At 48.0% G+C, this 17,036-nt stretch carries 15 protein-coding genes and 1 riboswitch; all 15 genes read right to left on the reverse strand.

The window, feature by feature from the left end; genetic code table 11:
* Positions 1-4 precede the first annotated feature (4 nt).
* The 15 genes from G588_RS0112810 to G588_RS0112880 all read right to left on the reverse strand — a co-directional run bounded on the left by G588_RS0112810 (position 5) and on the right by G588_RS0112880 (position 16,622).
* On the reverse strand, positions 5-790 hold the full coding sequence (locus G588_RS0112810; protein WP_022779137.1) for an adenosylcobinamide-GDP ribazoletransferase: 786 nt from the start codon (positions 788-790) through the stop codon (positions 5-7).
* Positions 777-1,289, reverse strand: a complete 513-nt coding sequence (locus tag G588_RS0112815; RefSeq protein WP_022779138.1) for a bifunctional adenosylcobinamide kinase/adenosylcobinamide-phosphate guanylyltransferase — start codon at positions 1,287-1,289, stop codon at positions 777-779. The genes G588_RS0112810 and G588_RS0112815 overlap by 14 nt, the downstream gene beginning before the upstream one ends.
* Positions 1,286-2,377 carry a nicotinate-nucleotide--dimethylbenzimidazole phosphoribosyltransferase gene (locus G588_RS0112820; RefSeq protein ID WP_022779139.1) on the reverse strand — a complete coding sequence of 364 codons (1,092 nt, stop codon included), beginning with the start codon at positions 2,375-2,377 and terminating at the stop codon, positions 1,286-1,288. Before G588_RS0112820 ends, G588_RS0112815 begins: the two co-directional genes overlap by 4 nt.
* The gene (locus G588_RS0112825) at positions 2,371-3,732 is read right to left on the reverse strand and encodes a cobyrinate a,c-diamide synthase (protein ID WP_022779140.1); all 1,362 of its coding nucleotides are present in this window, start codon (positions 3,730-3,732) and stop codon (positions 2,371-2,373) included. The genes G588_RS0112820 and G588_RS0112825 overlap by 7 nt, the downstream gene beginning before the upstream one ends.
* Entirely contained in the window at positions 3,719-5,803 is a 2,085-nt protein-coding gene (gene cobK / locus G588_RS0112830) for a precorrin-6A reductase (protein ID WP_022779141.1), read from the reverse strand. The genes G588_RS0112825 and cobK overlap by 14 nt, the downstream gene beginning before the upstream one ends.
* Positions 5,793-6,545 carry a precorrin-3B C(17)-methyltransferase gene (gene cobJ, locus G588_RS0112835; protein WP_022779142.1) on the reverse strand — a complete coding sequence of 251 codons (753 nt, stop codon included), beginning with the start codon at positions 6,543-6,545 and terminating at the stop codon, positions 5,793-5,795. Before cobJ ends, cobK begins: the two co-directional genes overlap by 11 nt.
* Before the next feature lie 77 nt (positions 6,546-6,622).
* A complete protein-coding gene (locus G588_RS0112840) occupies positions 6,623-7,558 on the reverse strand; it encodes a cobalt-precorrin 5A hydrolase (protein WP_022779143.1) in 936 nt (311 codons plus the stop codon).
* Between the two features lie 43 nt (positions 7,559-7,601).
* Complete coding sequence (locus tag G588_RS20220; protein ID WP_022779144.1) at positions 7,602-8,366, reverse strand: ABC transporter ATP-binding protein; 765 nt, start codon at positions 8,364-8,366, stop codon at positions 7,602-7,604.
* Positions 8,356-9,384, reverse strand: coding sequence for a FecCD family ABC transporter permease (locus G588_RS0112850; protein ID WP_022779145.1), 1,029 nt, complete (start codon positions 9,382-9,384; stop codon positions 8,356-8,358). Before G588_RS0112850 ends, G588_RS20220 begins: the two co-directional genes overlap by 11 nt.
* On the reverse strand, positions 9,377-10,144 hold the full coding sequence (gene cobM / locus G588_RS0112855) for a precorrin-4 C(11)-methyltransferase (protein ID WP_022779146.1): 768 nt from the start codon (positions 10,142-10,144) through the stop codon (positions 9,377-9,379). The genes G588_RS0112850 and cobM overlap by 8 nt, the downstream gene beginning before the upstream one ends.
* Before the next feature lie 3 nt (positions 10,145-10,147).
* Positions 10,148-11,302: a cobalt-precorrin-5B (C(1))-methyltransferase CbiD gene (gene cbiD / locus G588_RS0112860; RefSeq protein WP_022779147.1), complete on the reverse strand. Its 1,155-nt coding sequence runs from the start codon at positions 11,300-11,302 to the stop codon at positions 10,148-10,150.
* Between the two features lie 7 nt (positions 11,303-11,309).
* Positions 11,310-11,948 (reverse strand): precorrin-8X methylmutase, encoded by a 639-nt coding sequence (locus G588_RS0112865; RefSeq protein WP_022779148.1) that lies wholly within the window; start codon positions 11,946-11,948, stop codon positions 11,310-11,312.
* 38 nt (positions 11,949-11,986) lie between these two features.
* Positions 11,987-13,453, reverse strand: coding sequence for a cobyric acid synthase (locus tag G588_RS0112870; protein ID WP_022779149.1), 1,467 nt, complete (start codon positions 13,451-13,453; stop codon positions 11,987-11,989).
* A 5-nt stretch (positions 13,454-13,458) separates the two neighbouring features.
* Complete coding sequence (locus G588_RS0112875; protein ID WP_022779150.1) at positions 13,459-14,982, reverse strand: ABC transporter substrate-binding protein; 1,524 nt, start codon at positions 14,980-14,982, stop codon at positions 13,459-13,461.
* A gap of 5 nt (positions 14,983-14,987) precedes the next feature.
* Complete coding sequence (locus tag G588_RS0112880; RefSeq protein WP_022779151.1) at positions 14,988-16,622, reverse strand: sirohydrochlorin cobaltochelatase; 1,635 nt, start codon at positions 16,620-16,622, stop codon at positions 14,988-14,990.
* Between the two features lie 296 nt (positions 16,623-16,918).
* A riboswitch (cobalamin riboswitch) is annotated at positions 16,919-17,036 on the reverse strand. This riboswitch is flagged as partial in the annotation.

Below are 17,036 nucleotides of genomic sequence, written 5' to 3' on the forward strand. Positions count from 1 at the left end.
CTCCTCATACCCAAAGGGCGCTGAAAACAGCCATTACAACTAAAATAACCGTCTCGCCCGTAACTACATAATATCCTGCGGTATCCCCGGTGACGCCGCCAAAATTCCTGTTACACTTATATCCGTACAGAGGCGTATAGACTACAAGTGCCGCCACTGCACAGATTCCCGCAAAGAAATTAGTCATAAAAATATATACCAGTGACAAAATCCCCCAAAATGTCAGAATGCAGATATCAGGCACTCCGCTCTTACCTGTCTCCATAGCCAGCATTCCGTCCTTTTTGGCCCTCGGAAAAACAATACTGGTAATGCCGCAGACTGCCCTGACAAGAGGGAAACTGCCATAAAAGCCCCGGAGAATATCTGTCATGTTGCTGTCAAAGGCCCTGTACACCAACACATACGCCGCTCCGAGCCATATCAGAAGCTCTACTCCTGCTCCGATTACGGCAAAGGCTCCGATGTGGGGATCCTTCATGATCTCCAGTTTCTTTTCCTTGGATTGATAGGAGCTAAGTGCATCCTTAACGTCCATGAATCCGTCCACGTGAAATCCCCCTGTGATCACCAGCGGAACCAGCGCCGTAGATATGGCAACCACCAGTGCCGGAAGCTCCAACAGATCCAGGAGTCTTGCAGCCATAAGGGCTATACCGCCGATCACCATCCCAACCAGCGGTAAGAAAGCTATAGCATGCTTGTAATTATCTTCATCCCATTCAAAATTCGGCATGGGAATCTTCGAATACATTGAAAAAGAGATTGCCATACTCTTAAATAAGTTCATAGATCTTGTCCACCCTGCTTTTTAGATTTTTATTGACCATATCCACTATGCGGACATATTTTTTCGTATCTTCATCGTAGCTCTCTCCTTCAAGGGGAAAAGAGTTGGCTACAATAACCATATTCTCAGCTTGCTGCGCAAGGCTCATCACCGACTCCGTGATGTAGTCCGCAATCTCCTCGCAGCTCTTAGGAAGGTTCTGCTCCTCATGCATCTCATTTCCGACGAGATTAGACATGCACTCCAGAAGGCAGGTTGCCTTTGGGAGATTACCAAGTTCATCTATGAGTTCATGGACCTTAATAGTCTTCTCTATTGTCTCAAAGCCCTTCCCTTCTCTCATTTTGCGATGTTTTTTCACACGCTCTTTTCCCGATTCCCCGAAGGGGATCATGGTTGCGATATAGTATTTAGGTTCATTCCCGGCAATCTCAGCCACAAGATCTTCAGCTCTACGGGATTTGCCGCTGTCGGGAGTTCCCAGTACCAGATATATCATGTATCAAACCTCTTATATTCATCGATGCTGTAATCAGCGAACTTGGCGCCGTTCAGATAATAATCCATAACCATGTCCAGAAGAGGAAAAAGCATAAGCGCTCCTGTGCCCTCTCCCAGAGCCATATTTCCGTTGATGTAGGGCATAAGTCCCAGTTTCTCAAGCGCAAGACTATTGCCCGCTTCACGGCCTCTGTGGGAAGGAATAAGATAGTCCCTGACCCCCGGCACCAGAATGTCTGCCACGAGAGCCGCTGTATTGCTGATAACTCCGTCTGTAACCATCGGAATATGGCACTGAGCACCGCCTATGAAGGCTCCCGTAAGTCCCGCAATATCAAGACCTCCAAGGGTACTTAGTATCTCAAAAGCCCGCACTCTCTCATCTGTAATTCTGTCAAAAGAATACCGGGCTATGGCCTGTCCGATAACCTGTCTCTTACGGTCAAGCCCACTGTCGGAGAGCCCTGCTCCGCGCCCTGCCAGATTGCCCCCTGTAAACCCAAGAAGCGCTGTCAGAACCGCTGCGGAGGTTGTGGTATTACCTATCCCCATCTCGCCTGTGGCTATTATGCCATAGCCGCTGTCAGAGAGCTCTTTGACCAGGTTTCTGCCCTTTTCAATAGCGCTTAAGGCCTGTTCATAGGTCATGGCTGGTTCTTTGGTAAAATTGCAGGTCCCCCTTGAGACCTTCATGTCTCTTACTCCGGGGATTTCCTCGTCTGAATCAATTCCAATATCCACGGGAACAATATCTGTTCTGGCGTATCTTCCAAGGCTGCAGGCGCTGCTGATACCGCTACCAAGAGCCTTAGCGACGGATAAAGTAATATCCTTGCCGCTCTGGGATACTCCCTCTTCCACAATACCGTTATCAGCGCAGAATATTATGGCTGCTCTTTTAAAAGTCTGAGGATCCTTGTTTCTCTGAATGGCTCCGATCCTGCAGATCAGTTCCTCAAAGTCACCAAGCCCGTCTATAGGCTTGGAAATGCCGTCCCAACAGCTTTTGATATGGCTGTATATCGCGCTGTCCGGCTTATCTATTTTAATCTCATTTAATTCTTTCAGGATTGTATGGTCTAACATTCCAAAAACCTCGCAATTAATTCAGGTCTTGAAGGATAATACAGATGAGCAAAGCCCGCAAACACGTTTTCCTCAGCTCTGTAGCCCATCCAGGACTTTCCTGACGGCTTTGTCAGGTAGCAAAACTCCCCGTTGTCATCTGTGTCATAATAATGAAATTCATGAGCTCTGATATCCTCAGAAGCCTTGAGATATGAGGATTCCAAGGCACATGTCACTGTGACGTACCCAAAATGTCCAAGACGGTTTGTCATATGTCCCCGACCGGAAATTGCCCCCACCATTTCATAGCTTTGACCCTCCGGGTCAGTGAGGCTCTCCTGTAGGTACAAAAAGCCGCCGCACTCAGCCAGAATGGGCATTCCTGTCTTTGCAGCCCTGCGAATCTCCTCTTTCATCGATACATTTTCCGACAGTTCCTTCGCATGAAGCTCAGGATAGCCCCCGCCGATAATAAGTCTTGATACCTGAGGGACCTTTTTGTCATGAATCGGGGAAAAGAAAACAAGCTCCGCCCCCATCTGCCTCAGAAGATCGAGATTGTCCTCATAATAAAAGCAAAAAGCCTCATCAAGTGCCACTCCAACCTTAATCTTCTCTGTATTCGTTTTTAAGGACTCCGGGATGTGAAATTCCACCGGCGCCGTTATCTTTTTTGCATTCTGAGCTATTTCCACAAATTTCTCGAAATTAAGGCTCTCGGAAAGGGCATCCGCCACCTTGTCTATCATTTTTAGAAGCCCCTGAACCTCTCCGGGCATCACAAGTCCCAGATGGCGGCTCTCCAGATTAACTTCGGACATCTTAGGGAGAGTAGCAATCACAGGAATACCTGTCTCTTCCTCTATTCCTTTTTTGATATCTTCAGAAACCATTGAGGAAATGTTGTTAAGGATAACTCCTTGTATGAGCTTCTCCCTGTCATAATCACAGAATCCCTTAACAAGTGGTACCACCGATCTGCTCATACCCTTGCAGTTTACCACAAGAATAGCCGGAGTGCCTGTAATGCTTGCAATATCATATGACGAACCTTCCGTAGAATCAGCTCTTAGTCCGTCAAATAGTCCCATGACTCCTTCCAACACTCCGAAGGAGCGGCCATCAGCGCCTCTTGCCAGAGCCTCTTTTACACCAACGTTCCCCATTAAAAAGACGTCAAGGTTCCTTGAGGGAATCCCCAACACCTTCCTGTGAAACATAGGATCTATATAGTCCGGGCCGCATTTGAAGGCTCCCGGCAGGAATCCCCGCTTTTCAAGGATCCGCAGAAGTCCGCAGGTGATCAGCGTCTTGCCGCTGCCGCTTCCGGGCGCACATATCATGATTCTGGGAAAAGACTTAGTCTCTGTCATGCTTCTCCCCCTTTTGAAGAGTAATGATATATACCGGATTCAGAGCATCCGCAAGGTGATAGCTCCCGGCCTTTTTGTATCTGCAGGCAAAGACCTGAATTATGTCCGGCTCAATATTGGGGTAATCCCGCAGGCACTCCATAATCTCCGCGAAGGTCTCGGCAGTTACCGCATTTATCACGATCCTGGCGCTTTCGTTACTTGTAAATACTGTAGCTAGTATCTTGCCCATATTTCCGCCGCTGCCGCCAATAAATACATGGGTGGGAGCGGGAAGATCAAGCGCCTCCGGAGCCTCTCCATGAATGATCTCGATATTATCGGCCCCGAATTTTTCCTTATTCTGCTGCAAAAGAGCTACAGCCTCGTCTTTTTTTTCAATTGCATATACCTTAATATCCGGCGATAGTAAGGCTGCCTCGAGAGAAACAGAGCCCGTTCCCGCTCCGATATCGTAGAATACGGCATTACCGGTAAGAGCAAGCTTTCTCATGGAAAGTGCCCGTATCTCCTCTTTGGTCATAGGAGCTTTTCCGCGGATTATCTCATCGTCGGATAGTCCATGCGCAACAGGCTGATGCACAGCTGTGAGATTTTTGACATAGATAAGGCATTTGCCGCTTATATCTGCTGCAAGTTCCGGCTTTTCGGAGATTTTGAGAATCTTCTCATCAGTGGTTCCCAGATCACAGCCAACTGTCACGACCATATTCTCCCCAGTATTTTGGGCCTTAGCTGCCACAGATTCTGACATACCAATGATCTTACTGCTGCCTGCCGTTAAACTGCAGATTTCCCTTGCGTGGTCTGCATCTGAGGGAAGTATTATTACTTCTTCATTTTGAGCCACATATCCTCTTACATTGCACTGCCTTCCATGGGCACTGACAATCCGCACTTTTTCCAGAGATAGTTCTAGTCTCTCCGCCAAAAATGTCACTGAAGAGATGCCACAGATACGCTTAATCTTATAATTCCTGTCCCTGAAATATTCGGAAACCTTTTTGGCACCGCTGCATAGGCTTATATCCCCGGAAAACAACACCAGAGGGTGCTTAAATTCACTGTTTTCCTCCAGATATTCATATATTTTTTCCCCGCTGTATTCAGGAATAATTGGAGTTTCTTTATGGAATTTTTTAATAAAACCATTGCTCAAATTCCTGATAACAGCCTGGGCTCCAAAGATAACATCCGCTATCTCAAGTTCTTTTGTCAGCTCCCTTGTATAAAATTCCTCTCCGCCCGGACCGATTCCTGCAAGTGTAATATTTTTTTGAGGTACTATTTCAATCTCACAGTGCTCAGCCAGAAGCTGCAATACCTCCTCGAGACTGTAGCCCTCGCTATTCTCGCTCTTGTTCTCGGGATTTTTGAGCACAACGGCTTTAATGCCGCACTCCAGCGCTGCCTCAAGTTTCTCCGACAGTCCGCCTGTCCTTCCGCTTTCCTTCGTAAATATGGCAGAAGCATTGATCTCTTTAATGGTAGCCACGTTCATTTGCCTGGAAAATGGTCCCTGCATGGCGATTATCTGCTTTCCCGACAGGCCCGCCTTGACGCATTTGCCTATGCTCTCCTCGTTGGGCAGTACCCTGGCATAGAGCCTTGAAACATCATGGAAAGAATCACTTATGTCCTGAAGATCCTTACTACCTGTGAGAAGAAGGATGTTTCCGCTTATTGCAGCAAGCGCTGATACTGCTTCTTTTAGCGTGTCTGCGTAAATAATGTCATCTCTGCCCGTAAGTTCTTTGCCGGTGTCCCTCTTGAGCCTTAAATATCGCACCTTCGCACTGTCGCAGGCTCCTTTTATTTCCTCCGAAACCACAGTGGCAAAGGGATGTGTGGCATCCACAACTATGGTAAAGGAGCCGTCTTTAATGACTTTCTCTATCTCCCCGCGGTCTTTTCTGCCCACAAGAAGCTTGTCCTCGCCCTTTTCCGCCAGGATGTCTCTTCCGTATTCAGTTGCAACGCTGACCTCATGGGGAATACAATAGTCCCTCAGATAATCCGAGAGTATTCTTCCCTCTGTGGTTCCGCCAAAAACAAGCACTTTACCCTTCACTTCTGTATCCTCTTGCGGTGACCATATAATCACCGATATTCTCCGTGGATGAATTACCTATAAAAACAGTGCAGAACATATCTGCCTTGGCATTTTTGAGTTCCTGCAGGCTCATAACTTCGCAGCTTACACCTTCGCGGCCGATATTTCTTGTTATTCCGCAGACTATGCTGCCCGGAAGTGTTTCCATCAATATGTCGCAAGCATGGGCCAGATAGCCGGCTCTGCCCTTACTCTCAGGATTGTAGATGACTATGGCAAGGTCCGCTGATGCCGCTGCCCGCAGCCTTTTTTCGATCAGCTCCATTGGTGTCAGCCTGTCGCTCATGCTTATCAGACAGAAGTCGTGAATAAGCGGCGCTCCAAGCATTGCGGCTCCTGACAGAGCTGCCGTCACTCCCGGCACAACCTCCACCGCTACCTTGGGATAGTCACCTCCCAGCTTGTAGGCAAGCCCCGCCATGCCATATACGCCGGCATCTCCGGAGCAGATCAGAGCAACTTCGCTGCCTTCTGCTGCCTTCTCCAGTGCCATTCTGACTCTGTCCTCTTCCCTGGTCATGGCAGTACTGATAAAATCCTTGTCCGGGAAAAGAGGCTTCATTAGCTCGCAGTAAACCGTATATCCGTAGATCACGTCGCACTCCGTAAGGACCTGCGCTGCCCGAAATGTCATATCTTCTTTATCGCCGGGGCCTATTCCCACTACCCATAATTTGTTTTTGTTTTCGTTTTTATTCATGTATCTTCCTTTTACCCGCTAATCGCTATCTTTTATCTGATTTTTTCAGCCTTATATCTATCCCTGCCAGTCTCCGATCAGGCTTTCATCAGCACATCCAACATTCCTATCGCCAGTGTCATTCCATCCTTCGAGGTCTTATGAAGGACCATTTTGTCATAGCCATAGGCCGCAACCGCCCTCTCACAAACATTATCAGCGCCTGTGGCCTCCATAACCAGATCAGAGTGGGCAAAATCTCCGCCCTGTTCCATCAGAAACTCTGCCGAGTATGTCATAAATGGTATTCCCAGGCGCTCAGCCAGCTCTATAAGCCCCTGCTCATCCGCCTTTTTATCAATTGAGACCAGTGCCTTGAGGGATTTTGCATCGATTCCCAATTCCCGAAGCTTGCCGGTAAGAAAATCATAGAGTTCCTCACAGCTTTTTCCCCGTCTGCAGCCCATTCCCACAACGGTGCTCTTAGGGATAAGGCACAGCCCCTCCTCTTTCCGCATCTTTGGCGAAACAGTAAACTCTACTTCCTCTCCCGCCAGCAATCTTGCGGAAAAAGCCTTGGCTTCCTTCATGTCGTTTATGACCATGTTATTGTTTTTGGCAAAAACGTCCACAGCAAACTCACCATTCACATCTGTCGCCGTCGTGATTACCGGTACTGCAGCTATAATAGCCGCCAGCTCCCTCGCAGCCTCAACTGCGCCGCCGATATGACCTGACAGAAGCGGTATCACGAAGCTTCCCTTCTCATCTATCACCACAACTCCGGGGTCTGTGGTCTTATCCTTGCAAAAAGGTGCAATTGCTCTAACAGCGATTCCTGTCGCCCCGATAAAAACAAGTATATTTCCCTGCCTGAAGTTCTCACTTGTCCATTCAGACAGGCCGCTTGCCTTCTCATAATCTGACTCTTCCGACGTTTCCCCGGAAATGCCCTTTTTGATCCTGAGCATCAGCTCTCTTCCGGCCTCTGTAAAGCATATGAATTTATATCTTCCGCACTCGGTTTTTTCCATTTTCCCCTGCCGTATATATTCAAAATATTTTTTTAAAAATAATTTATTTGCTCGCTATTACAGATAACAGTTGTTTTCTTACTTTTCTGTACATATCGAGAGAAAGCCCATATAAAGGCTGTATAACGCCGCTGTCCACTATTTCTTTCGGTGTCATACACAGTGTAGTTCCGTCATCTTTTACCAAAAGACATCTGGCCGAAATCTCAAGTGCAAGTTCCAGCTCATGAAGTGACATTATTATGGTCACTCCCCGGGCTGAGAGCCCCTTTATTACCTCCATCAGCTCCAGTCTGTGTCTGATATCCAGATACGATGTGGGTTCATCCATTACAAGATATTCCGGATCCTGGCAGATTGCCCTTGCTATCAGCGTTCTCTGCTTCTGTCCGTCGCTCATGGCAAGAAATGCTCTGTCACTGATGTCATCGATAGCCATAAGTTCGCAGGCTTCCTTTGCTGCCTGATGATCCTCTTTTCCAAAAAGTCCGAAACCATCGCTGTAGGGAAGTCTTCCCGACAGTACCACGTCATAGGCGCTCATATGCTCAGGCTTTACCCTGTCGGTATTGACAATGGCCATGCGCCTGGCCAGCTCCTTAAGGGGAATCTTTCCTATTTCCTGATCCTCTAAAAGCACCGCTCCGCCCATTGCCCTAAGCTCTCCGGAGATACTCCTTAGAAGCGTTGATTTTCCGCCGCCATTTGGCCCGATTAGAGAGATTATCTCTCCCTTTTCCACCTGAAGATTAACTCCGGTAAGTACCGTTTTTTTATGATAACCTGCCCTTAGATCCTTAATTCTCATGTCTCTTGTGCCTCCTGATTATCATAAATATCACTATAGGTGCACCAAAAAGGGATGTAACCGCCGAAACATTTAATTCCATAGGTGCGAACATCATCCTGGCAAGAAGATCGCTGAAAAGGCAGAAAATTGCGCCTGAAATAAAGGACGCCGGAATCAGCACCACGGGCTTGGAGGATTTAAGAGACTCCCTCATAAGGAAGGGCACCGCGATTCCGATGAAGGAAACAGGTCCTGCGAAGGCTGTGACACAGGCTGACAAAAGGCTGGACAACAGTATTATCAGCACTCTGCAGAGCTTTACATTAACACCGACGCTTCTGGCATAGGACTCACCAAGCCTGAAGGCATCGAGACTCCTTGACAGGAGCAGTACTCCCAGCATCCCCACTACCACTGTAACTACACAGTATATGGCTCCTTCAATATTTGCCCCGGAGAAGCTTCCCTGGGACCAGCTGTGAAGGTTAACAATATCCGAATCATCTGCGAAGGCAATCAGGAATTCCGTGATAGCACTGCAAATGTAGCCTATCATAATTCCCGCCGCCAGAAGAGCCGCCATATTCTTGACGCTCTTGGATATTAGTATTATGAATCCCGTGGCCAGTAGCGAACCCACAAAAGCCGCAGCTATCAGCATTATCCCTGATACGCCGCCGGTAAAACTCCTTCCTGCCGCCAGAATAAGGAGAAGTGCCACCGTCATCTTAGCTCCTGAGGAAACGCCCAGAATATAAGGTCCCGCAATGGGATTGGAAAAGAACGTCTGCAGCAGAAATCCGGACACAGCAAGTGCGCCTCCCAGCACAAATGCCATAATTGTCCTTGGAAGCCTGATATTCATTATGATATTTCTCTTCTTCTCATCCGCCGCTGCGCCTGTCAGTATTTCCCAAAAGCTCCGCAGATCAATCCTTACGTTGCCCACAAGGAGATTAAGCAGTATTGACGTGATCGCCAGGATCATCAGAATTACGAACACGCACACAATACGGCGTCTGCCGCGGTCATGCATCCTTATTTTTTCCTTTGCGATATTCTGTGGTAAATTCCGGAGCGTAGAGCCTCGACATCTCATAACCGCTCTGGGCTACGGCTTTTCCCACTATGATAAGGGCTGTTTTGGTTATGCCCTCTTTGCTTGCTGCCTCCGGAAGAGTCTTAAGACTGCAGATGACCTTCTTTTCATCGGGCCAGGTGGCCTTGTAGACTATGGCGCAGGGAGTATCCTCGGTCAGTCCCGCAGCAATGAGCCTCTCAGACAGCCTCTTCGAATCTCCCGCTGACAGGAAAAAGACCATCGTGGCTTCATGGGCCGCCAGGGCCTCCACCGACTCTTTTTCCGGGACCTTGGTTCTTCCTTCCATCCTTGTTATTATGACGCTCTGGCTTATCCCCGGAAGGGTATACTCCAGATTCAGACTGGCTGCTGCCCCGCAAAAAGAGCTCACACCCGGCGTAACGTCGTAGCTTATGCCGTCCTTATCAAGAAGGTCCATCTGTTCTCTGATGGCACCATAGATACTGGGGTCTCCCGTGTGAAGTCTTACCGTCGTCAGTCCCTCTTTTTCCGCATTTTTAATTATTTCCAGCACTTCATCTATATCCAGCTTGCTGCTGTCGTGGATGCTGCAGCCCTCTTTCGCATAGTCCAGGAGCTCCGGATTAACCAGAGATCCCGCATAGATTATCACATCCGCCTTCTCTATCAGTTCCTTGCCCCTTAGAGTTATCAGATCCTTGGCTCCGGGGCCCGCACCTACAAAATGTACCATAAGCTATACTTCCTTTATCCACTCATGAGCCCCAGCCGTTGCCACAAGCTCAGTATTTTCCTTGGAAAAAACGATTACCTCAGCCTTTACTCTGCTCTCAGACCAGGTCTCAAGATATTCCCTTATTTTCTCAGCCATGAGCCGGAAAACCGCCTCTCCCCGGCCTGTCTCGTTAATTATTCCCACCGCTTCGTCCGTCATTACGCAGTTAAGAATGCGGTCTTTTACGGCTAAATATTTATCTTCGTCAAGGCACTCCTTAGACAACTGCGCCAGAATCTCCATTCTGTGGTCTCCGTACATGGAGTGGGTGTTCTTGATTCCCCCTGCCACTTTAACGAGCTTACCTATATGCCCTGCAAAGAGTAGCCTTGATAAACCTGCTTCTGCAGCCATTTTCACGGTATCGCAGATAAAATTTGAACTCATGACCACGTCATTTTCATCGATGCCGTAGACCTCCTGCAGGAAAGTTAAGCCGTAATTACCCGGCGCCGCCATCAGCATATCCCTGCCCTCGGCTCTTCTAACACTTATTTCCGTGCGAATGGTATCAAGAAGCGCCGTATCACTCATGGGTTCCACGATTCCGGTGGTTCCAAGAATCGATATACCTCCAACAATGCCAAGCTTAGGATTAAAGGTCTTCTCTGCCAGCTCTTTTCCTCCGGGAACGCTGATGGTAACTCTCACTCCCCGGTCTGTCATATCGTACTTTTCAAGAACTGCCTCAAGGCTCTCCCTGATCATTTTTCTCGGAACAGAGTTAATGGCCGCATTGCCCACAGGCTGATCCATTCCGGGTTTGGTAACCCTTCCCACGCCTTCTCCGCCGTCTATATTGATTTCCGGCTCCTGCACCAGCTCTACCGTTGCAAAGATCTTGGAACCTGCGGTTACATCAGGATCATCTCCTCCATCCTTGATAACGGCGCAGCTCACCGTCTTCTTAGCTTCATCTCTTTCGATATCCGTAATCTCAGCATTATAGGCAATCCCCTTGGGAGTCATAATACTGACATTATGAATATCGCTTCCCGTTATCAGCATGATAAGCGCAGCTTTAGAGGCAGCCGCAGCGCAGCTCCCTGTAGTAAAACCGCATCTTAACCTCTTATCACCCTTTACGATGAATAATCCTTCTTCACTGATCTCCATAAACTACTTAACACCGCTTCGTAAGGCTGTACAGAATAGAATTACAGATTGCCGCAGCCACTGTGCTTCCGCCCTTTCTGCCTCTGTTCACAATATAGGGGACGCCACTATCTATTATAAGCTCCTTGGCCTCAACCACGTTTACAAAGCCCACCGGTACGCCTATAACCAGCTCCGGCTTAAGAGCCCCTTCCTCCATCAGCTCCTTGATCCTAACCAGCGCCGTGGGAGCATTGCCTATTGCGAAGATCATCGGTACTTCCAGCTTTGCAGCCTTCTCCATGCTGACTATGGCTCTGGTAACTTCTCTTTCCTTAGCCTCTTTTGCCACGTCCTCATCTGCCATAAAGCAGTGAACCTCGCCCCCGAACTTAGCCAGGGTCTTCTTGCTGATGCCTGAAAAAGCCATATTTGTGTCGGTAACTATATGAGCCCCCGCCTGTATGGCCTTCCTGGCTTTGGCAATCACATCTGCTGAAAACACAAGGGTATCTGCGTACTCGAAATCTGCCGTGGTATGAATAACCCTCATTACTGTGGGAAGAAGCTCTTCGTCAATGTCTTTTCCCAGCTCTTTTAATTCCTGTCCTATTATTCTAAAGCTCTCCTTCTCTATATCAGAAGGCTTGATATGTTCAAGATTCATTCACATTCCTCACACAATAATGAATTTGATCAGTATGATCATATTCCGATGATCCTGTAGATCATTTCCCAGTCAAGGCTCTGCCTCAGAACATCCGCCAGTCTGTTCAGCTCTTTTTCCTGATGAACGAAGGCTCCCTCAATCTCAGGAACCGGCTCCGTTATGCCCTTTTTGTCATAAACCAGCTTAAGCAGGGCCTGTGTCAGGTCCGCTGAATCAAAAATGCCGTGGATATAGGTCCCCAGCACATTCTCATTGGCAATTACGGGAAAAGTATCAGTGTCTGCAGTACTTTCTCCCATATGAATCTCATAGCCCGTAACCTCCATTCCGGAAAGCGGCGCATAGACTCCGGTCAGATTACCGATTGTCCCGCTGACCTGACGCAGGTTCTTGGTCTTTTCGAAAACCGTATCCACATGCAGTAGAGACAGGCCTTTTGCTTCTCCTCCCGTCTCACTGCACTCCGGATCTGTGATGCATCTCCCCAGCATCTGAAAACCGCCGCATATGCCGATAACAAGCACCCCGTTACCGGCAAGTTCACCTATTTTTGCGGCGAACCCCTCTTTATAAAGCCACGTAAGATCACCAAGAGTGTTCTTGGTGCCGGGCAATATAACAATATCAATATCTTCCAGTTCCTCCGGTGAAGTCGCATAGAACAGACTCACCCCCGGTATATTTTCAAAGATGGTAAAATCCGTATAATTGCTGATAAAAGGAAGCCTTACAACAGCTATCCTGACCTTGGCGTCTGCTGCCGTCTCGCTGCCTCGCCTTAACCTCTCGGACACACTGTCCTCTTCATCAAGATCCAGCTTCACATAGGGCACGATCCCTGCAAAGGGGATGTCACTATAAGCCCCAAACATCTCAAGTCCCGGCTCCAGAAGCGTCACATCTCCTCTGAATTTATTGATTATCAGACCCTTTACCCTATCTCGTTCTTCCCGGGAAAAAAGGCTGATGGTACCCAGGAGTTGTGCGAACACTCCACCGGGATCAATATCTCCAGCAAGAATTACCGGTGCATCAAGGATCTCCGCAAGGCCCATATTTACTATGTCATTTTCCCTGAGGTTGATCTCCACAGGGCTTCCGGCGCCTTCGATCACGATGATATCGGAATCCTTGGCCAATCTGTCATAGGCAGCCCTGATATCAGGAATAAGGCTCCTCTTCATCCTGAAATACTCCCTGGCCGGCATGTTTCCTATGGGAAGCCCGTTAACAATGACCTGCGAGGTGGTATCCCCCATAGGCTTCAGAAGTATCGGATTCATGTCCGAAGAGGGCTGTCTTCCCGCCGCCACAGCCTGAAGGGCCTGGGCTCTCCCTATTTCCCTGTTGTCAGGGGTTACGAAGGAATTAAGGGCCATGTTCTGGGATTTAAAGGGCGCAACTCTATAGCCGTCCTGCATAAGAACTCTTAGTATCCCCGCTGTCAGTATGCTTTTTCCAACTCCGGACATGGTGCCCTGGATCATTAGATTTTTGGCCAAATATTTTACCTCTTAAGTTTATGGAAAAACTCCGTTTCCTCTTTTTCCTCATTTATTACGCTGTAAAGGTCCCTGATTATGGTTCCCGTGCTGTCAGAGAGCTGATACAGGGACTTATCCGTATACCAGACATTTCCCGATAAAACAGCCCCGAAGTCGCCAAACACGGCGTCCTCCTCAACGAGCTGCGTAAGAGTCTCCGGCGCATCCTGAATAGTTGCATTATAGATAAGTATGTCGGCATTCTGTGCGTAGTCATAGAACGCCTCAACACTGATAGTTACCTGGGATGCTGCGCTGTCATCATCTCCTGTTGGCGCCAGATACGTTCCTCCTGCCATTCCCACAATCTTGGCAAAATAGTCTCCGCTTCTTCTGGTGACTATCTGATGATTGGAATTAATGGAAAAGATCGCAACGTTTTTGCCTGAAACATCACTTAAATCCAGCGACTCAACATGCTGCTCCTGCTCAGAAAAAATCTCACTGGCAGCCTCTTCTTTGCCGGCTATAACGCCGTATACTTTAACCCATTCGCATCTTCCAAGGGGTTCTTGCTCATAGCTTGACCTGTCGATAAAAACCGGAATTCCCAGCTGTTCCAATTTCTCCCGAACCTTGGGAACATGCAGGATCATAGTGTTTTCAATGGCAAGATCCACGTCCTTCATGACTATCTGCTCATAGTCGGGAGCGCTGTATTTACCGCCATAGGCAAGGTTTCCACTCTCCATGGCCTCTTTTGCCGAATCAATGTACCAGTCATCCTGCATGGTGCCTGATAAAGCGATGTCTCCAACGCTTCCAAGGCTGTCGAAATGGCACATGACACTTGAAGCCGCCATATATACTGAGTCCAGCGGTCTCATAAGTACAGTGATATCGGATGAAACCTGTGGAATTTCTCCTCCTTCCGGAATGAGAAGGTAGTTACTGCCATCATCCACGCTTATTACAACGTATTCATCGCTGTAACGGTGAATGCGGTAACACTGCGCATAGGCATTTTCGTCTGTAGAAATATAGGTAAGGCCCGGTATTGCAGGCGGCTGTAGCGCAGCCCCATTTGATGGATTCTTAGTAACATCGCTACTCTCTGCCTGATTATCAGCAGCTGCAGTCTCTTCGGCACCGTCACCGCCTCCAATAGTAAGAAGCAGCGTATATTCAATAAGGTGAGGCTTGCTCATGGCAGTGGTATCCGCCTGAACTGCGAACTCTTTTCCCAGAACAACAGGAACTTCAAATACAGAGCCGCCCTCGGTGCTGACAGGGTAAAAAGTCTGTCCGTCAACCACCATATAATCATAATTGGAGCTGCTCCATATCAGTGTTGCCACAGCCTTCCCGTCCCTTACGGTGACGCGGCATGGGCTCTCTATATATGCCTTACCGCTTCCTCCCTTAAGCACCACGGATGCGGTGTATTCCCCATCGGAAACACCGCCGCATCCCGTAATACATAAGAATATTGTAAGCAGAAGAATAAGGCTTTTTATATACTGAACAACCTCTCTTTTTTGCTCCATACCTATTATTTGATCATATCACCTGTGTGCTTAACATAGATATCCTGAACTGCTTCAATTCCGCCAAGACCTGAGATCTGGCAGTCTACGCTCTCGAAGCTTCCGTCTGCTTCAAAGCCGCTCTTCCAGGAATCCTCATCATCTCCTGCCATATCGTTGTTGGCGTGGTCTCCTGCAACAACCATGAGGGGTCTTAACACAACCTTCTTGTAGCCTGCCTCTTTTACTGCTGCAATAACATTTGTCAGCTCGGTCTCCTCGGGCTCGCCCTCAACGGTTCCGATAAACACGTTCTCATAACCAAGCTTCTGCATCTGAGTCTGCATCTGACTGTAGGTAACCTTTGCTGTATGTGAAGTTCCGTGGCCCATGAATACGAAGGCTACTCCTTCATCCTTTGCTGCTGCAAGATCGGCAAAACCGGCCTCTTTTACTGCTGCCTCTGTTACAGCAACTGCTACCTTTTCCTTATCCTCGTTGATCTCGGAAGCATCTTTTCCCACAGTTCCAAGTAAAGGCTCAGCGATGGCTACTGTCTCGAACTTGTCCTTGTAGCTCTCAACAACTTCCATCAGCTCATCGTACTCAGCGCCATGCATAAGGTGTGTAGGCTGGATAACAAGGTTCTTAACGCCGTTGTCAACAGCTCTCTGAAGGGCCTGCTCCACGTTGTCGATCTTCTCAGCATCCCTTGCGTATACGTGATTGATAATGATCTGAGCTGTAAAAGCTCGTCTAACTGACCAGTCAGGATAAGCTGCTGCAAGGGCCTTCTCGATACCGCCGATGTCCTTGGCTCTGCTGTCATTGAAGGATGTTCCGAAACTTACAACAAGAAGCTCATTTTCTCCGATATCATCTCCATTAAGGGGATCATCCTTACTCGCATCTCCTGTATCTCTTCCAAAGTAGTCAGGATCTGCATCTTCGCCCTCTACAAGTTCCTTCTGATCATCTGTAAGAGCATCCCAGGCTGCCTTAGCCTTTTCGCAATCCGCGTAGGTGTTGTCGTTGTAGGTCTGAACATAAATTGCATCAATAAGATCTGCTACTTCCTTAGCCAATTTCTCGTCCTCTTCTCCATTAGATGCCTGAACATCAGATACTGTTACTTCATGGTCGTACCATTTTCCCTTGGTTCCTATAAGAGCCAGCGGGAATCCTGCGTCAATGGCAGGTACGGGAACATCAAAGCCGTATACTTCTTCTGTGGTTCCATCCTCATATTTAACTATATCTGTTGTGGGCTCAAGAAGAACTGCGCCGTCCTTCTGGGCATCCTCGGCACTTCCTGGGAAAAGATTGATGATATTCTTGGAAGGAAGTGTGATATGAATGGTCATCTCTCCATTCTGCACCTTAAGAATTCCCTTATCTCCATAGGCTTCATTGATGTGGAACATGCTTGAATCTGTTGTGAAAGTTGCTGTGTAGGTTCCATCCTCAAGAACTGCTGTGTCCTCTGCTGGTTCCTCAGCCTTTTCAGCTGTGACGGACTCAACGTTCTCTTCCTTTACTTCTTCGCTTACTGCCTCCGTGGCCTGGGGTTCAGCTTCCTGAACTGCCTTTTCTCCGCAGCCTGCTGTTACTGCAGCTACCATTGTCGCAGCCATAAGGACTGCCAGCATTTTCTTTTTCATAATAATGTCTCCTTAAATGTTATATAATATATATGTGAAATATATATAATCGAGTAGGCTGACTCCTACTTGATTTCGCACACGAACATTCCGCATTTCATGCTCCATGTTCTTACGACCGGCAAATGAATTTGTATGCAAGCATCCATTCGCTTGCCGGTCTTGTGCTACAAAAAAAGCCTCCACCAAGATGGTGAAGACTTTTATGTGCACAAAATCAAAGCAAATGCGCCGATACGCTCATTTCGGGCATTTACCTACATAGCTTTGTACAGTCAATTCCTCGTGACTTGGTTTCCCATGTACGACGACAGGCAGGTCTCCCGGCTGATCGATATGACTACAGTCTCGCTTCTTTCGCCTTCCCGGACCACTCCAGTGACATAATGAAAAAAGCTCTCGAAACACGGTGAC

Source organism: Butyrivibrio sp. AE3009 (assembly GCF_000420845.1).
GTDB lineage: Bacteria > Bacillota > Clostridia > Lachnospirales > Lachnospiraceae > Butyrivibrio.